Source organism: Lentilitoribacter sp. JB5-8 (assembly GCF_055693385.1).
Map to the genome: position 1 here is coordinate 1752293 of NZ_CM146332.1, position 16310 is coordinate 1768602.

Annotated in this window: 20 protein-coding genes; 12 read left to right on the forward strand and 8 right to left on the reverse strand. The window is 44.3% G+C overall.

The genetic code is table 11. The features are described from left to right. Nucleotide 1 precedes the first annotated feature (1 nt). Nucleotides 2-208 (reverse strand): ParD-like family protein, encoded by a 207-nt coding sequence (locus ACZ1GZ_RS08345; RefSeq protein ID WP_472668043.1) that lies wholly within the window; start codon nucleotides 206-208, stop codon nucleotides 2-4. Nucleotides 209-277: 69 nt separating this feature from the next. Next, on the reverse strand, nucleotides 278-676 hold the full coding sequence (locus ACZ1GZ_RS08350) for an MAPEG family protein (RefSeq protein WP_472668044.1): 399 nt from the start codon (nucleotides 674-676) through the stop codon (nucleotides 278-280). 158 nt (nucleotides 677-834) lie between these two features. On the opposite strand from ACZ1GZ_RS08350, the gene ACZ1GZ_RS08355 reads away from it, so the two are divergent. Both ACZ1GZ_RS08355 and ACZ1GZ_RS08360 read left to right on the forward strand, forming a co-directional pair. Further along, entirely contained in the window at nucleotides 835-1851 is a 1017-nt protein-coding gene (locus ACZ1GZ_RS08355; protein ID WP_472668045.1) for a hypothetical protein, read from the forward strand. Between the two features lie 45 nt (nucleotides 1852-1896). Further along, nucleotides 1897-3201 (forward strand): ADP-ribosylglycohydrolase family protein, encoded by a 1305-nt coding sequence (locus ACZ1GZ_RS08360; protein WP_472668046.1) that lies wholly within the window; start codon nucleotides 1897-1899, stop codon nucleotides 3199-3201. 41 nt (nucleotides 3202-3242) lie between these two features. Here the strand turns inward: ACZ1GZ_RS08360 and ACZ1GZ_RS08365 are convergent, their stop codons facing one another. The 4 genes from ACZ1GZ_RS08365 to ACZ1GZ_RS08380 all read right to left on the reverse strand — a co-directional run bounded on the left by ACZ1GZ_RS08365 (nucleotide 3243) and on the right by ACZ1GZ_RS08380 (nucleotide 5473). Beyond that, nucleotides 3243-3992, reverse strand: a complete 750-nt coding sequence (locus ACZ1GZ_RS08365; protein ID WP_472668047.1) for an arginyltransferase — start codon at nucleotides 3990-3992, stop codon at nucleotides 3243-3245. Nucleotides 3993-4078: 86 nt separating this feature from the next. Further along, entirely contained in the window at nucleotides 4079-4612 is a 534-nt protein-coding gene (locus ACZ1GZ_RS08370; protein ID WP_472668262.1) for an RDD family protein, read from the reverse strand. Nucleotides 4613-4685: 73 nt separating this feature from the next. After that, nucleotides 4686-4901 carry a helix-turn-helix domain-containing protein gene (locus ACZ1GZ_RS08375; RefSeq protein WP_472668048.1) on the reverse strand — a complete coding sequence of 72 codons (216 nt, stop codon included), beginning with the start codon at nucleotides 4899-4901 and terminating at the stop codon, nucleotides 4686-4688. Nucleotides 4902-4903: 2 nt separating this feature from the next. Further along, entirely contained in the window at nucleotides 4904-5473 is a 570-nt protein-coding gene (locus ACZ1GZ_RS08380) for a DUF2975 domain-containing protein (protein ID WP_472668049.1), read from the reverse strand. An 88-nt stretch (nucleotides 5474-5561) separates the two neighbouring features. On the opposite strand from ACZ1GZ_RS08380, the gene ACZ1GZ_RS08385 reads away from it, so the two are divergent. Then, complete coding sequence (locus tag ACZ1GZ_RS08385; RefSeq protein WP_472668050.1) at nucleotides 5562-6173, forward strand: hypothetical protein; 612 nt, start codon at nucleotides 5562-5564, stop codon at nucleotides 6171-6173. A 75-nt stretch (nucleotides 6174-6248) separates the two neighbouring features. Here the strand turns inward: ACZ1GZ_RS08385 and ACZ1GZ_RS08390 are convergent, their stop codons facing one another. Continuing rightward, nucleotides 6249-7208 (reverse strand): YHYH protein, encoded by a 960-nt coding sequence (locus tag ACZ1GZ_RS08390; RefSeq protein WP_472668051.1) that lies wholly within the window; start codon nucleotides 7206-7208, stop codon nucleotides 6249-6251. Between the two features lie 191 nt (nucleotides 7209-7399). Beyond that, nucleotides 7400-8413 (reverse strand): porphobilinogen synthase, encoded by a 1014-nt coding sequence (gene hemB / locus ACZ1GZ_RS08395; protein WP_472668052.1) that lies wholly within the window; start codon nucleotides 8411-8413, stop codon nucleotides 7400-7402. A 175-nt stretch (nucleotides 8414-8588) separates the two neighbouring features. On the opposite strand from hemB, the gene ACZ1GZ_RS08400 reads away from it, so the two are divergent. From ACZ1GZ_RS08400 to nusB, 9 genes are all read left to right on the forward strand, one after another. Beyond that, nucleotides 8589-9044 carry a DUF6163 family protein gene (locus ACZ1GZ_RS08400; protein WP_472668053.1) on the forward strand — a complete coding sequence of 152 codons (456 nt, stop codon included), beginning with the start codon at nucleotides 8589-8591 and terminating at the stop codon, nucleotides 9042-9044. 172 nt (nucleotides 9045-9216) lie between these two features. Continuing rightward, entirely contained in the window at nucleotides 9217-9738 is a 522-nt protein-coding gene (ldtR, locus tag ACZ1GZ_RS08405) for a transcriptional regulator LdtR (RefSeq protein ID WP_472668054.1), read from the forward strand. 355 nt (nucleotides 9739-10093) lie between these two features. Beyond that, nucleotides 10094-11386 (forward strand): L,D-transpeptidase family protein, encoded by a 1293-nt coding sequence (locus tag ACZ1GZ_RS08410; RefSeq protein ID WP_472668263.1) that lies wholly within the window; start codon nucleotides 10094-10096, stop codon nucleotides 11384-11386. A 267-nt stretch (nucleotides 11387-11653) separates the two neighbouring features. Continuing rightward, nucleotides 11654-12943 (forward strand): serine hydroxymethyltransferase, encoded by a 1290-nt coding sequence (gene glyA, locus ACZ1GZ_RS08415; RefSeq protein WP_472668055.1) that lies wholly within the window; start codon nucleotides 11654-11656, stop codon nucleotides 12941-12943. Nucleotides 12944-12946: 3 nt separating this feature from the next. Continuing rightward, nucleotides 12947-13426: a transcriptional regulator NrdR gene (gene nrdR, locus ACZ1GZ_RS08420; protein WP_472668056.1), complete on the forward strand. Its 480-nt coding sequence runs from the start codon at nucleotides 12947-12949 to the stop codon at nucleotides 13424-13426. Further along, the gene (gene ribD / locus ACZ1GZ_RS08425) at nucleotides 13416-14585 is read left to right on the forward strand and encodes a bifunctional diaminohydroxyphosphoribosylaminopyrimidine deaminase/5-amino-6-(5-phosphoribosylamino)uracil reductase RibD (RefSeq protein ID WP_472668057.1); all 1170 of its coding nucleotides are present in this window, start codon (nucleotides 13416-13418) and stop codon (nucleotides 14583-14585) included. The genes nrdR and ribD overlap by 11 nt, the downstream gene beginning before the upstream one ends. A gap of 11 nt (nucleotides 14586-14596) precedes the next feature. Beyond that, complete coding sequence (locus ACZ1GZ_RS08430) at nucleotides 14597-15220, forward strand: riboflavin synthase (RefSeq protein WP_472668058.1); 624 nt, start codon at nucleotides 14597-14599, stop codon at nucleotides 15218-15220. 100 nt (nucleotides 15221-15320) lie between these two features. Continuing rightward, entirely contained in the window at nucleotides 15321-15770 is a 450-nt protein-coding gene (gene ribH, locus ACZ1GZ_RS08435; protein WP_472668059.1) for a 6,7-dimethyl-8-ribityllumazine synthase, read from the forward strand. Nucleotides 15771-15798: 28 nt separating this feature from the next. Next, a complete protein-coding gene (nusB, locus tag ACZ1GZ_RS08440) occupies nucleotides 15799-16287 on the forward strand; it encodes a transcription antitermination factor NusB (RefSeq protein ID WP_472668060.1) in 489 nt (162 codons plus the stop codon). The last annotated feature ends 23 nt before the right edge of the window (nucleotides 16288-16310 follow it).

Here is a 16310-nt window from a genome sequence, read left to right on the forward strand (position 1 = left end):
CTTAAGCAGCGTTAATTTGAGGAATATCGACTTCTGCGGATGCTAGTTGCATTTTGATAATATCATTGAAAGAAAGCGTTGGGTTAGCTTCTGCCAACATACCAACCTTCATCCAGTATTCAGCCTGAGCATTAATTGATCGGCACATAACAGTGCTGGCCTTTCGGATGTCCTCATGCTGTTCTTCGCTAATTTTGACGATGCCCATTCGTGTAAATCCCTATTTATATGATACATATATATTTTATATATGATTCGTATATAAGCATCAATAGAGTCAGAAACTCATCAAAGCGATAACCGCGAGATATACGCCGGTGAAGATATATGCAGTGAGTGTCAGCACCATGCCGCGGGTACGGTATTTAAAAGTGCCTTTCTTACCCGACAAACCAATTGGGTGCATGATACGGGAGATCGCGAATATTGCGGCAAACACGGAAACAGCAATTACATGCCCGCCACCTAATTCAAGCAATCCCAGCATAATCAAAAACATCGGCGCGGTTTCCACCATATTTCCGTGCACTCGCACGGCCCGAGTAAGCGCATCACTATCGCCGGTTTGAAGCTCGACTTTCTCACGCTGTCTTATCTTCACAATGTCGATGATCATCTTGAGCGTAAAAAAGCATAAGAAAACACAAAGCAGTGCCGTAATCGCTGGAAATGTCATAACTTACCCATCGTGTGATTGTTTGATCACGAACCATCCAACAATTGTGAGCGTATATCAAGTTAACAATAGTTTGATCCGCCGAAACTTGTTTTGTTTTAACGTTTTGCCTAAGTTCGACGGAAATTTTATTTAGATAACAATAAGAAAGTCATGAAATGTCCCTTCGTATAAGTCTCAAAAAAACTATTATTGCAGCATTTTCAATTGCGCTTTTGACTTCATCCGCCTTGGCAAGCGATGACGCTGCACTCAAACTAGCGGACGAAGCGATGGCCGCGCTCAAAAAGGGGCAAATTGAACAAACAACCAAACTTTACGATGAGGCTTTAGCGCAGCCAAGTTTGTCTGCCGCGGTGCAAGGAGAAGTCTTATCAGCGAAAGCCAATGCGCTTTTGGAAATCGCTTGGGCGACGCGCCAGGACACACCATTGTTAGAGGCAATCGATACCTTTGAAACTGCTGTGAAAGTGCTGGATGCTGATAATTCTCCCATGGTTTGGGCACAAAGTAATTCGCGCTTGGGCGAAGCCTACCGTTCGTTGGCCTATGGCAAATATAACCAAAACAAACCGGAAGAGGGCGCGCAATTATATAACAATGCGATTGTTGCCTTTACCAATGCGCTGAAAGTTTTAGACCAGGACAAAAACCCGAAGGAATGGGCAACCGCGCAACGCGCTCTCGGGCAGGTTTATACAAATTCTGATACATATCTGTCGATTTCTGGAAAAGTTTCAAATGCAACGCGTTTGACCGAGGCTGAAGATGCGTTCCAAGCAGCTATGAATGTGTATACCAAAGATGCAGACCCGGTAAGTTGGGCTGGTCTTCAATTTCAATTGGGTGACATCTATACAACGCTTCATCAACGACAGGGTGGAACATTTTGGCTTGAGAAGTCCATAAAATCCCACAAAAGTGTGTTGGAAGTCATTACAAAAGACAACAATCCTAATGTTTGGGCGCAAGTACAATACTTCATTGGAAATGGATTGGTGGAACTTGGATCAGCCTTCAAAGACAAGTCCATGCTCGAAGAAGCTATCGCCGCCAGTGAATTGGCGACGCAGTCTGACTATTTCGAAAATATTTTCCCTGAATTTTACGAGCGAAACCAAAACAACATCAAAGTCGCGAAATCCCTTATTTCCAAATACGAGGATGCAAACTAAACGCCGTCAAAGTGTTTTGAGTATTTGGTTTAACAGGAAAAGCTTATGAGCAGTCGAGAACAAAGACGTCAAAGAATTGAAAATGCACTTTGGGGATTGTTCATCGCCGATAGCTTGGCCATGCCTGCGCACTGGTATTATGCGCGCGAAAACATCATCAAAGATTTCAATGGCGGGGTGAAGACTTATGAAGCGCCGTTACACCCGCATCCCGAAGCCTTCATGGTCGGTATGTCCTATAAGCCTGATGTACAAAAAGCCGCAGATCTTCATCGACCTTATGATATTTTGCATAAGCATAGCCGCTTCTATCAAACATCATGGGAAGATTTCACCATTGAGCGCAATGATCGCGAGGGTGAGCATGGCAATAAAGTAGCCGCAGAAGATGAGCGTTATCATTACCATCACGGGTTAAACGCAGGTGACAATACTCTGAACGCACATTTAGCGCGTGTTCTGATCAGATCCATCAATAAAAAAGGTGGTTATGAGGCAGGGGCATTTCTAGATGATTTTGTCTCTTACATGACCACACCGGACCAAAACCAAGATCCCTATACGGAAGTGTTTTTAAGGCGTTGGTTTGAAAATTACTGTAACGGAGATCCGATCCATGCTTGCGCACAGATGCAGCGTGATAATTGGTCCATCGGTTCGCATGGCGGCATGATCAGACCCATGGTTTTATCGCTATTGTCGCAAAATCCTTATCAAGCCGTGGGTATGGCACTTGAACATCAAGCACTTACGCATCGGTCGGAGACTGTTGCTTCGGGGTTGGCTATATGTTTGCCTTTATTGTTTGAATTGATCGAGGGCAAAAGCGATACCGCCTCAGCATTTCGTAAAGCAGCAAAACAGGTACATATGGCGGGTATTCGCGGTGAGGATTTGTTTGCGCAGTATCGTGCGCATAAGGGCCCGGGGAATATTCCGGACGATCAAATGTGGGCTTATCATATGGAGCTTGAATGTGACCCGATGGATCTTGATAAGCTTGTGGGGATGGGTGAGCAGGCGGTCCTGCGCAAAGAGATCGGTACCGTTTGTTATATCGAGCAAGGTCTGCCGATGATGTTCTTTATCGCTGCCCATGAAGATTATGATTTTGAGAAAAGCTTGCTTTTAAATGTCAATGCGGGCGGCGACAATGTAAACCGTGGCATGCCGCTCGGTTTAATGATCGGAGCAGGGGAAGATGAGATCTCTTCTCAGCTCAAAAAAGGCCTCACCGATTATCAAGAATTAGCAGATGAAATATCCAAGTTTGCAGAAATAGCAGAAAGCGGTGAGGGGGTCACAAAGGGATTTGAAGCGCCATCACGTCGTAAGGGTGTTGTGCTTTAGTCTTAGATATCTTGATCAGTCTGTGATCATAAAAAATATGGCTAATCTGAATAACGCTCCCAACCACTTGCACCTAAATGTTCTTGCGGCTGAAAGCGGGTTTTATATGCCATTTTAGGTGAGCCATCGACCCAATATCCAAGGTAAACATGCGGAAGACCTGCATCGATCGTTCGCCTAACATGGTCTAAAACCATATATGTGCCCAATGAGCGCGATGTATAGTCAGGCTCAAAAAATGAATAGACCATGGATAGGCCATCGGACATTTTGTCAGTCAGAGCCGCGCCAATAAGTTTACCTTTTGGGTACTCTTGAACACCATCGCCATCTTCTCTCAAACGGTATTCGATTACCCGCGTATCGACATGCGTGTCCTCAATCATCATCGCATAATCAAGTACTGACATTTCTGACATGCCGCCATCTAAATGTCGGTCGTCTAGATAAGCGCGAAACATCGAATATTGTTCACTTGAAGGTTCAGCCTGATGATCAACTGAAATAATATCTTTGTTGCGTGCTAAGACGCGCTTCATGGATTTAGTCCATACAAATTCATCCGCTAAAATGCGAACTGAAACGCATGCTTTACACATTTCGCAAGCAGGGCGGTATGCAATATTTTGAGAACGCCGGAAGCCACCTTGTGTGAGAATATCATTTAATTCGGTTGCTTTTTCCCCCGCCAAATGCGTGAAGATCTTGCGCTCCTCGCGATCATTGAGATAGGGGCACGGCGTTGGTGCCGTCAGAAAGAATTGGGGAGATTGACTATTGTGTCTCGTCATTCGCTCGATTGATCAAAAAGCTATCAAATTCAATGTTTATCGGTGCCACTAACTTAATCAATCAAACAACGGCTGGCAATACTGGTTTATTTCCGCTTGGAGATTTTGATATCAACTTCATATTCATCGTTTAAATCTGAGCGCAGGATCACAGTGCCGAGCAATAAATCCTGCACCAAACGTTTGCGATCGGTAAATAAACTAATGAGCAAAATAAAGCCGGACGTGACGATATTCGCCGCCCAGAATATGACGCCGTGAACAATAGCTGTCATGAAATCTACACGACCACCATCAAGACGCGCGATCCGGATGCCCATCATTTTCATCCCCGGTGTCGCTTGATCAGGCCCACCCATTGTCGAGCCCACATAAATGAGGGCAATGGCTGGCGTGATAATGGCAAATAACAGCCATCCCAGACTTAAAGTGATAATGCCGAGAAAAAACACAATGATGGCGACCGGAATGTGCAGGATCGCAACCATGATATAATCAACGATAAATGCCAAAATACGCTTTGTTCGCACACCATCGTAATAAGCAGGATCATCAAGCCGATCATCTATTGTGTGCGTATGACGGAAATCTGCGCTGTTAAATGCGTCATTCGGATCCATCTTTTCAAAACTTGCCATTTTTAGCCTCTATTATGTGTCTCATATCTAATAACTGGGATGGTTTTTACATTTTTCAAGAGCCGTCATCAGCTTCATAGCTCAATATATCCGCTGGTTGGCAGTCCAAAACCTGGCAAATTTTTTCTAAAGTATCAAAGCGAATGCCCTTAACTTTTCCCGACTTTAGCAACGAAATATTTTGTTCTGTGATGCCGACAAGTTCAGATAATTCTTTCGAACGCATCTTCCGCTTTGCCAGCATAATATCGAGTGTGACGATGATAGACATAATTATATAATCGCTTGATTTTCTTCAGAAATATTAGCTGCCTCATGCAAGATTTTTGCAAGTGTTACAAGCAATAAACCCAAAATAACCGCGTATACTTCTGTTTCTGAAATGCCGATGGATAATTGCTTCTGCCCTGGAGGGTTATAAATTGTCAGTGCTAGAACAGCCAATGTTTCAAACACAATACCAACAGGTGCAAGCGCAGCAACAGCCCAGCCAATTTTATTGAGCTTGCCAGCCGCTTCAAATGTGAAAACCCGTCCACTCATATATTCTCTGAAAAGCTGAACCGCTTGGGTGAAAATATAAACCCCGATCAGCATCGGTGTAATCTCAAACATAAAGGCGAGAGAGCGGCTCACGCCATTAATGGTGATCGTGCGTCCTGCAGCCACGAACTCTTCGCGAATGGCGCTATCAACGGCCTGGGTGTCGATAAACATAAGGAGCGTGTAATAACCGATCGTTCCAATTGAAATAATAATACCCAAGGTTGAAAAAACACATGCGTAGCGTGCTAAATTCTTTATGCGGCTATAGGATAACGATGTTTTTTGCTCGAGTGACATTTTACACCTTTTAAAATTAAATGTTGATTTATTATTGTTTTACAATAATTAATACATGAAATATATTAAGTCAATATGGAGTTTAATTGTGTATAAAATTAATCGTCGTTTCGCGAAATTTCTCGCATTAGGTATGGTGATGGGCTTTTTGAGTGCCTGCGGGCATACCCCGATATCCAGTATGGTCAAGCTGCGGAATTTTGATCCAGCGACTACCGACGTAAATCAATTGAGCGTCGCTGTCGTGTTACCACATGAATATCGTATTCAACCGAAAGGGGTTGTTATGACCCTAGAATTGCGGAAAAAAGATGGCTCACAAACGAAAAAGGAGACTTTTGCACTCACAACTTCATTAAGTTCTGCAGATAAAATATTGTTGGCGAAAATCAAAGAACCAGGGCGTCAGATTATTGCTTATCGTATCCGTCCCAATGATATCAAAAGGTTCAATGAAATTCGGAAATTTACCATTGAGAATCGCCCGTCGAAATTGTGGGAGGGATCATTTAACATTGGCGCGAATGCTTGCAGACTGGACGATGAGCCGGTTAAAACACTACCGGTCTCGATTTATTTAAAATCCAGCGAAACGAAAAGTTATGTTCCCTTTGTGGTCAATGCCGACCTTGTGAAGGAAGCAAATGGCAAAAACATTGGTCAGACGGTACCTGTTTGTGATGCGAATAAAACAGAGTAATTCAAAATATATGATGTGAATGTTGAGATGCGATGGGAGACGAGATCTCTCCCATCGTTTTTCTAAGGAATTAAGCTAAGGCCGGCGGTTTGACTGTACCGTTAGACCGCTATGGCACGGTAAAATCTGGTTCGAGGCAGGTGCGCCCGCATGGTAATGATAGCCAAGCCCTTCAGTTTCATGACCATTACATGCGTCAAGTTCAGCTGTTTTTGCTTCAGTTTCCGATAATGGTTGTAAAATAGGGTAGCCGTCCATTGCAATGCCGATAATTGAAGGTTCACCCTCAATGCTTTGAACACCGGCTTGGCAATCGGTTATGATATGCGTGTGATAGCCAACATGGGGATTAACATGTCCGCCACAATCATCAAAAGCAGCTATTGTATAGGCAGATAATATCGCCTCCACTGGGGCAGATTGGTCAAGCCTTAATCCATTGAAGGAAATTCCTGCAGGCAGTCCGCGGGCAATACGCGGCTCAACATTTGAACGTTTGACCGGATCCATTGGGATTACCAATTCAGATGTTTGTCCTTCAGGAATATAAGAGATAGAGCATTCAACACAGTAGTTTTGATATTCTTCCGCAACATCAGGTCTTGCGGCCGCTTCGCATGCGACTTGAGTATCCGTTACACGAACTTTGCCTGTTTCTGCATTATATAATTGCCAGTTATCATCGTTATAGATCTTCGGTAGGGATTGGATAAACTTGCCATCAACATCGACGACTTCACCGTCCTTAATCCAAATACCACCTTTGTCTGGACCATCTTCAATAGAAGTTGGGCACCATGGACCAATTTCAAATCCAACGGGTTGGGCATTTATTGTAAATGAATAACATTGGCTTTGGCTCCCATCTGATAACGTACAATCAACAATCGTTGGCGCCTGCGTAAGCGCATCTGCTAGGAAATGCTCTATCAATTGATGTGTGTGAACGCCTTCATCTGCCTTTGCGTTAAAGGCAATCATCGTAAGGCCTGTGACGATTAGGGTAAAAAACTGTCCCGCGTTGCTTTTAAACATCCTCAATCCTTCTACTTTGGTGATGAAGCAGATTTAAAAAAGATACGCTTAGACGAGAGCGATAAACCCATGGTTTTATCTAAACCTGCTTCTATCATTCTTTTCTAGCGAGCGAGTTTGCAGCCAATGTGAATTGAATATGGAGATAATGTGAGGTGTGATTAAGCCGGATGGAGCTTAAGGTCCTATCATCATCCCTTTTGCAGAAGTTTTGCAGCTTCAGGAGCAAAATATGTCAAAATACCATCGCAACCGGCGCGTTTGAATGCCATTAGGCTCTCCAGCATGGCCCGCTCACCATCAATCCAGCCATTTTGGTCAGCCGCTTTGATCATCGCATATTCACCAGAAACTTGATATGCAAATGTCGGTAGGCTGAATTCTTCCTTCACGCGCAGACACATATCCAAATACGCCAATCCAGGTTTTACCATAACCATATCTGCGCCTTCTTCTACATCGAGCGCAACATCACGCATGGCTTCATTGGGGTTAGCTGGATTTAAGAAGTAGCTGTTTTTATCGCCTTTTAGAAAATCGCTTGTACCAATGGCTTCGCGATAGGGACCGTAAAAAGCAGACACGAATTTGGCCGCGTATGACATGATCGCAACAGATTGAAAACCTGCATCATCCAGCGCGCGACGGATCACGCCAATTCGTCCATCCATCATTTCAGATGGCGCGATGATATCAGCACCAGCTTGCGCCTGTAAAACGGCAGCTTTGGCAAGTACTTCAACAGTTTTATCATTGACGATTTCGCCATTTTCAAAAATACCGTCATGTCCATCTGAGGTAAATGGATCGAGCGCGACATCAGTTATAATGCCGATTTCAGGCACTGCTGCTTTAATTGCGCGCGTAGCTTGATTGATCAAATTGTCAGGGTTCAGGATTTCAGTGCCTGTTTTATCCCGCTTTGCATAATCAATGTTTGGAAAGGTTGCGATTGCAGGAATGCCAAGTTGTGCAGCTTCTTTTGCAGCCTTGACGGCAAGGTCAATGCTCATGCGCTCAACACCAGGCATTGCGTCCACAGCTTCGCGTTTATTCTCACCTTCAATTAAAAAGATTGGCCAAATAAAGTCCGACGGCGTGAGATGTGTTTCACGCACCATATTACGCATCCATGCGCTGCCGCGATAACGGCGCATGCGTCTGTGTCCTGTTACATCATCAATTTTGCGGCTCATGTCAGACATTAATTTCATCCAATTACAGTAATTTTGCGCAATGGTTTGGCCATTCTTTGTAAAAAAGGTCAAGTAAGACAACTAATTTTATATAGATTGAGACACTTTGTTGCGCCTTTTTTGATGCTCCTGTATAAAACCTGACCATAAATATAAGACTTTTACCAAACCTTGGATCGCGTAAATGGTGGACAATAATAGCATCTCGCTTGAGCAAATGGCGCAAAAGAGCAGTGACGCTTCTGAAGGTATTCATCTTTTATATAATGTCTTTTTATCCATTGTGGCTCTGGCCTGTGTCGCTGGAACAGTAAAATATTGGGCCATGTTGATGGGAATAACCGACAACGGTGCGCTGCGATTTGATATTGCACCACTGCATTGGCGTCTTGCTGCCACCACGCTTGCACTCTTGTTACCACTAACAGCATTGGGCGTTTGGTTTCAAACCGCGTTTGGATTGTGGGGCTGGTTGCTGGTGACCTTTATTCAATACATGATGCATGCTGTACTACCGCAATGGTATGGTCCAGATCCGCTTAATCTAATTTTCAGTGGTGCTGTGGTATTAATGTTCTTAGTGTTTCAAACTGTATTCCATTTAAAAGAAAGAAAGCGTTTGCAGCAGGAGGGGGTGTAATACCCATCGGTCATTTTCCCTTACCGCGAGTAATGATTAATTTACCTTGTCTCACAGTAAGATTTTGTTAAGCACACAAATTAAGTAAAATTTTCGATACATTCGATAGATTTGCCCCAAGACGGAAAAAAACAAAACAAACCGTCACATTAAAACAGTGAGGCAAACTAAAATGGCACAACAACAACCAATCTTGGTTCATAACCAATCATCAGACAACACAGATCAGGAAAATGGTCTGCGTGTACAATATCTTGAAGCCCTGCAACTTGTAGAGCGCTTGCACCGTCGTCTTCTAGACGTTGTAAAAGACGAATTCGAACGCTCTGGACGCGCTGACATCAACGCTGTTCAGGCTCTATTGCTCTTTAACATCGGTAATGCAGAGCTCACAGCTGGCGAATTGCGCAGCCGCGGTTACTATTTGGGTTCAAACGTATCATATAACCTGAAGAAACTTGTTGATCTTGGTTTTATCAACCACACAAAATCACGCGTTGATCGTCGTTCAGTTCGTATTTCGCTAACGGATAAAGGCACAGAGATCGCAAGCGTTGTTGCACAATTGTATGATCGTCACATCCAATCAATCGAACAGGTCGGCGGAATTGGTGAAGATGATTTCTCAACAATGAATAAATTGATGCAGCGTCTTGACCGATTCTGGAATGACCAGATCATGTATCGCCTGTAAATTGGGCAATGTAATTTGGCGGTAATGTCGCCCAATCCATAATAAAGTTTGATAGGAAATCCCTATCACAGTTTAGCTAAACCACTGCCAAAAGCATATTTGGTGGTGGTTTTCACATTATATTCACCATTATTGTCATACATACTAGTAAGTGGATTAAGGCAAGCTGCCTTGATACAGCCACATTGGTGTGAATTTTGGGATCATAAGCTAATCGATAAATTTCGATCACGCGAGTTTGATCAGCGCTTGACCCAAATACTCTTGCTGATTGTGGGCAAAAGCTTTAAATTGTTCGTGCTGGTTAGTATCGGCATTTGTAACTGTAATGTCGTATTTGACAATTGGTGAAGAGATGAAAAAACTGAATAAAAATTCTGAAAAAACTCAATCTCGCATAGCACGTCGTGCTATCTTAAAAGGCGCTGCTGCAACAAGTTTGATCGCAGGTTTAACTGCGCCTTCCTTTGCTCAGTCAACAATTGAACAAATTATTCGCGCTCCTGGTCGTGGTAATTGGGATGACCAATTTGATGCGCAAGCATCGCGTACAGTAAGCGAAACAGTTGCCAATTTCCCTATTATTTCAGAGCAAACGCTTCGTAATTTAGAAATTGCACAAATTGAATATCAGAACATTGTAGCCAATGGTGGTTGGCCGGTTGTTCCAGCCAACAAGCGTTTGCGTTTAGGCATGGTCTCAAGTGATGTGCGTAAATTGCGTGAGCGCTTAATGATTTCAGGTGATTTGCCGCGCTCTGCAGGCATTTCAGATAGTTTTGACACCTATGTTCAAGGCGCAGTGAAGCGTTTCCAAGCGCGTCACGGCATGCCAGCGGATGGTGTTTTGGGTAAGTTTAGCTACGCCGCTATCAATGTATCGGCACAAGTTCGCCTAACACAGATCGAGACAAACCTTGTGCGCTTGCGCTCAATGTCTGGCTATCTGGGCGATCGTTATGTCATGGTCAATATTCCAGCTGCGCAAATTGAAGCTGTTGCAAATGGTCGCGTTGAGCTGCGCCACACTGCAATTGTGGGTAAAATTGACCGTCAGACACCAATCTTGAATTCCAAAATCCACGAAGTGATTTTAAACCCATATTGGACTGCGCCGCGCTCAATTATCGAAAAAGATATCATGCCACTTATGCGTAAGGACCCAACATATCTTAAGCGCAATGCAATTCGTCTGTTCGACGGTAAAGGCCAGGAAGTAGCGCCTGAAACTGTTGATTGGAATGCTGCAGAAGCACCTAAGCTTATGTTCCGTCAGGATCCAGGCAAAATTAACGCGATGTCTTCGACCAAGATCAACTTCCACAACCCACATGCAGTTTATATGCATGATACGCCGCAGCAATCTGTGTTTGGCAAATTGCTTCGCTTTGAATCATCGGGTTGTGTACGTGTTCAAAACGTTCGTGAATTATCTGCTTGGTTGCTTAAAGACACTCCAGGTTGGGATCGTCAAGCGATTGAATCCGGTATCGATTCTGGTGAAAGCATGCCAATTCAGGTTGAACAGCCCGTGCCAGTATATTTCACATATTTCACCGCATGGTCATCAGCTGATGGCGTCGTGCAGTTCCGTGACGATGTATATCGCCGCGATGGTGTGGATTTGTTGGCGTCTCGCGAACTTTAAAATGAGATTTTACATCAATTTAAAACGGCTCAATTTGGGCCGTTTTTTATTGGTTATCACATTTTCAGCAATGATATTCAGCTCATAGATGGCGGTCTGGCCTCCAGATAATCAATTGACTGGCTCTAGCCGCGTCAATTTGGTGTGTTTATGTCCCAATAAGGCGTTAAGCAGATGTTGCACTTGCTCATTGTTAACGGTAAATAGCCCCCATCTTATTCTGAATGCTCGAGAGCGACTCGTTGCAAGTTTTGAAGGTAACCACAAATGTCCAACGCATTTTTCACAGCCTCCCTCGCTGACCAAGATTCTGAAATTTTCAGCTCAATAGAGCAAGAATTAGGTCGTCAACGCCATGAAATTGAATTGATCGCATCTGAGAACATTGTTTCTCGCGCTGTTTTGGAAGCGCAAGGGTCGATTATGACCAACAAATATGCAGAAGGTTACCCTGGCAAACGTTATTATGGTGGATGTCATTTTGTTGATATCGCCGAAAACTTGGCAATTGATCGTGCAAAAGAATTGTTCGGCTGCGGTTTTGCAAATGTACAGCCAAACTCTGGTTCGCAGGCAAACCAAGCGGTTCTTCTTGCGCTTTCAAAACCAGGTGACACCATATTGGGCATGAGCCTTGATGCAGGTGGTCACCTTACCCATGGTGCAAAGCCAAATCTTTCCGGTAAATGGTTCAATGCTGTTCAATACGGTGTGGTCGCTGAAACTGGTTTGCTTGACTATGATCAAGTTGAAGCTTTAGCACTTGAGCACAAGCCACAAATCATTGTTGCCGGTGGTTCTGCTTATTCTCGTGAGATTGATTTTGCTAAGTTCCGCGAAATTGCTGACAAAGTGGATGCAATTCTATGGGTTGATATGGCCCACTTTGCTGGTCTTGTTGCAGCTGGTGTTCACCCAAGCCCATTCCCGCATGCACATGTTGCAACAACAACAACGCATAAAACTTTGCGCGGTCCGCGTGGTGGTATGGTGTTGACCAATGACGAAACGATTGCGAAGAAAATCAATTCAGCTGTCTTCCCAGGTCTCCAAGGTGGTCCATTGATGCATGTGATCGCAGCGAAAGCCGTTGCGTTTAAAGAAGCACTAACCGACGATTACAAAACATATATGTCCAATGTGAAAGAAAACGCCCAAGTACTTGCAAAAACACTTGTCGACGGTGGTTTAAACATCATTTCCAGCGGTACAGACACGCATTTGATGTTGGTTGATCTTCAGCCGAAAAATGTGACAGGTAAAGCAACAGAAGCGTCTCTAGGTCGCGCGTTTATCACATGTAATAAAAATGGTGTGCCAAATGATCCGCAATCTCCATTTGTAACTTCAGGCATTCGTTTAGGTACGCCTGCTGCAACAACTCGTGGCTTTGGTCCAGATGAATTCCGCCAGGTTGGCGAAATGATTTTGGAAGTGGTCAATGGCCTAAGCGAAGCAAATGCCGAAGATGGCAACACAGCCGTTGAAGAAGCTGTAAAAGCGAAAGTCATTGCGCTGACGGATAAGTTCCCAGTTTATCAAAGCATTGGAGCTTAATGAATGCGCTGTCCATATTGCTCGTCTCATGACAGTCAGGTGAAAGATTCGCGGCCCGCTGAAGATGGTTCTGCGATCCGCCGCCGCCGCGTATGCCCAGATTGTGGTGGTCGTTTCACCACATTTGAGCGTGTTCAGTTGCGAGACTTGCAAGTGCTTAAGAAAACGGGGCGTAAAGTCCCGTTTGATCGCGAAAAACTGCAAAAGTCATTTGATATTGCGCTTCGCAAGCGTCCGGTGGATCGCGACCGGATTGATCGTGCCGTATCCGGAATTGTTCGTCGGCTTGAAAGTTCAGGTGAAACTGAGATTGAAACAGATGCAATTGGTATGCTTGCGTTAGAGGCGCTCAAAGCACTCGATGACGTAGGTTTTGTCCGCTATGCATCAGTTTATCAGGACTTCACAGCAGCCAATGATTTTGAAAAAATCATCGAAACATTAAGTGCGAAGATCGCACGCGATGCTGGTGATGACGACTAGCGCAGAGCATACACCTCCTTCATCAACACAGGATGAGGAAATCCGTTCTGATCAAGATATTTTAGACTTAAAATTCATGCGCGCCGCAATTCGCTTTGCGCGCAAAAACGAAGGCCTGACAGCTGAAAATCCATCTGTTGCGGCGTTTGTGGTTAAATATATTGATAATCAACCCGTTATTGTCGGGCGGGGCGTTACTGCAATAGGTGGGAGACCTCATGCTGAAGTTGTTGCGCTGACACAAGCGGGCAGCAAAGCAAAAGGTGCTGATATTTATGTCACGCTTGAGCCGTGCTCTCATTACGGTAAGACCCCACCATGTGCAGATGCTTTGATTGATGCTGGGGTAAGACGTGTTATCGTTGCAGCGGATGATCCCGATGATCGCGTCGCAGGGCAGGGCTTTGCTAAATTGCGCGCCGCAGGCGTTAAAGTCGTCGAAAAAACCATAGCATCAGAGGCTGAATATGGTTTAGCCGGATATTTAATGCGCAAGCGCCAATCTCGCCCCTTTGTAACGTTAAAAATGGCAATGACAAAGGATGGTTATATTGGTACTCACAGTGGTGAACAGATAAAGATCACTGGTGAAATTTCCAACGGACAAGTTCAGGTCTTACGCGCGAACAATGATGCGATCTTGGTTGGTGCGGGGACAGTTGAAAATGACAACCCAACGCTGACTTGCAGACTAAAAGGGCTTGAACATCGCTCGCCTGCTCGTGTGGTTTTAGACCGAAGACTAAAGACACCCATCAAATCCAATTTGGTTCAAACTGCAGACAATTATAAACTTATCATCGCAACAAAAGCTGATCATCTCATCCTTGATGATTATAAAAAACACGGCGCGGAAATTTTACACCTTTCTAACGACAAAGATGATGTGCAACTGAACGAGCTCTTAAATCATCTTGCCACTTCCGAAATCTCAACTTTACTGGTTGAGGGCGGTGCACAGATCGCATCCAGTTTTATCAAATCAGGTCTTGTGGATCGAATAATCCTCCTTCAGTCAAACATGGACTTGGATGTGCAGGAAGATGCGGTGAAAATCAAAGCACCGCTTTCACCAGATAATATGCCGCAAGGGTTTGCACTTAAAAACAAGCTGACATTTGGACCAGATGTCATGTATGAATATCAGAAAATAAACTAGGATCGCATGACGTGTTTACAGGCATCATCACAGATATCGGTGAAATTTCTGAGCTGGAACAGCTTAAATCAGGCTTAAAGATCAAGATAAAAACCAAATTTGATCCTAAGACGATTGATATCGGCGCATCTATTGCATGTGCGGGAACATGTCTAACGGTCACTGAGCTTCCCGAACAAAGATCGAATGACTGTTGGTTTGTCGTTGAGGCTTGGGAAGAAGCCTTACGCTTAACGACCATTGGTTCGATCAAAGTTGGCGATCAGATAAATCTCGAGCGTGCACTTAAAATGGGTGACGAATTGGGTGGTCATATGGTATCTGGCCATGTAGACGGCAAAGCTGAGATCATTGAGAAAATCATGGAAGGTGATGCGGTTCGCTTTAGGTTCAAAGCGCCAGAAGATCTTGCCATCTATATCGCACCAAAAGGTTCGGTTACCCTCGATGGAACATCGCTTACGATCAATGAGGTTAAGGGGCCGGTTTTTGATGTGCTTTTGATCAAGCATACTCAGGATGTAACCACATGGGGGCAACGTGCTGTTGGTGATGAAGTCAATATTGAAATTGACCAAATGGCACGACATGTGGCGCGTCTCGTCGAACATATGATGAAAAGAGGCGATGCATAGGCATCAAAGCCGAGAATTTACTTGCGACTTGTAAAGAACCATGATTTGAGCGGGTTCTGACTTTTTTACAATCCACATTTGCTATATTTGGAGCCATACCATGTCAAAAGCACCACATTTGCTGATCGTAGAAGCAAGATTTTACGATGATATGTCTGACGCAATTTTAGACGGTGCAGTGTCAGCGTTAAAAGATGCTGGCGCGAGCTACGATGTGATCTCAGTTGATGGTGCGCTAGAAATCCCTGCAACCATTGCAATGGCGCTTGATGGTATGGATGAAGGCGGCACGCAATATGATGGCTTTATTGCATTGGGTATCGTAATCCGCGGTGAAACTTATCATTTTGATATTGTTTGTAATGAATCGGCGCGTGGCTTAACTCAGCTATCTGTGAGCGAATCGATTGCGCTTGGTAATGGCATTATGACGGTTGAAAACGCAGACCAGGCCTGGGCGCGGGTTAAAAAATCAGAGTTGGATAAAGGCGGGTTTGCTGCTCGTGCCGCGTTAAAAATGATCAAGATCAAAGCGCAACTTTCAACTTAGCGTTATAAAATAAAAAACGAGTGTAAAAATGAGCAATGATGCTTCACAAACGGGCCAAAACCCTGAGATCAAACCAGCCAATAAACGTGGCGTAGCTAGACTTGCTGCAGTACAGGCGTTGTATCAGCTAGATATGTCAGGCGAACATGTCACCGAAGTTATTGCCGATTTCAGAAGCAATCGCTTAGGCAGTGAGATGGATGGCGATCAATATAGAGACGCAGATGCCGATTGGTTTAATCTGATCGTCAAGGGCGTTGTCGCACAGCAATTAGAGCTTGATCCTGAAATTCATGGTGTTTTGACCGATGATTGGCCACTTTCGCGTATTGATTCCACTTTGCGCGCCATCATACGTGCTGGCGCGTTTGAATTGAACGATCGAAAAGATGTGCCGACAGCTGTGATCATCAACGAATATGTCGATATCGCGCGCGCATTTTTCGAAGAAGATGATGAGCCAAAACTTGTTAATGCGGTGTTGGATCGATTGGCACGGAAATGGCGCAACAGCTAAGATAATTCGAAAGACAACCTTCA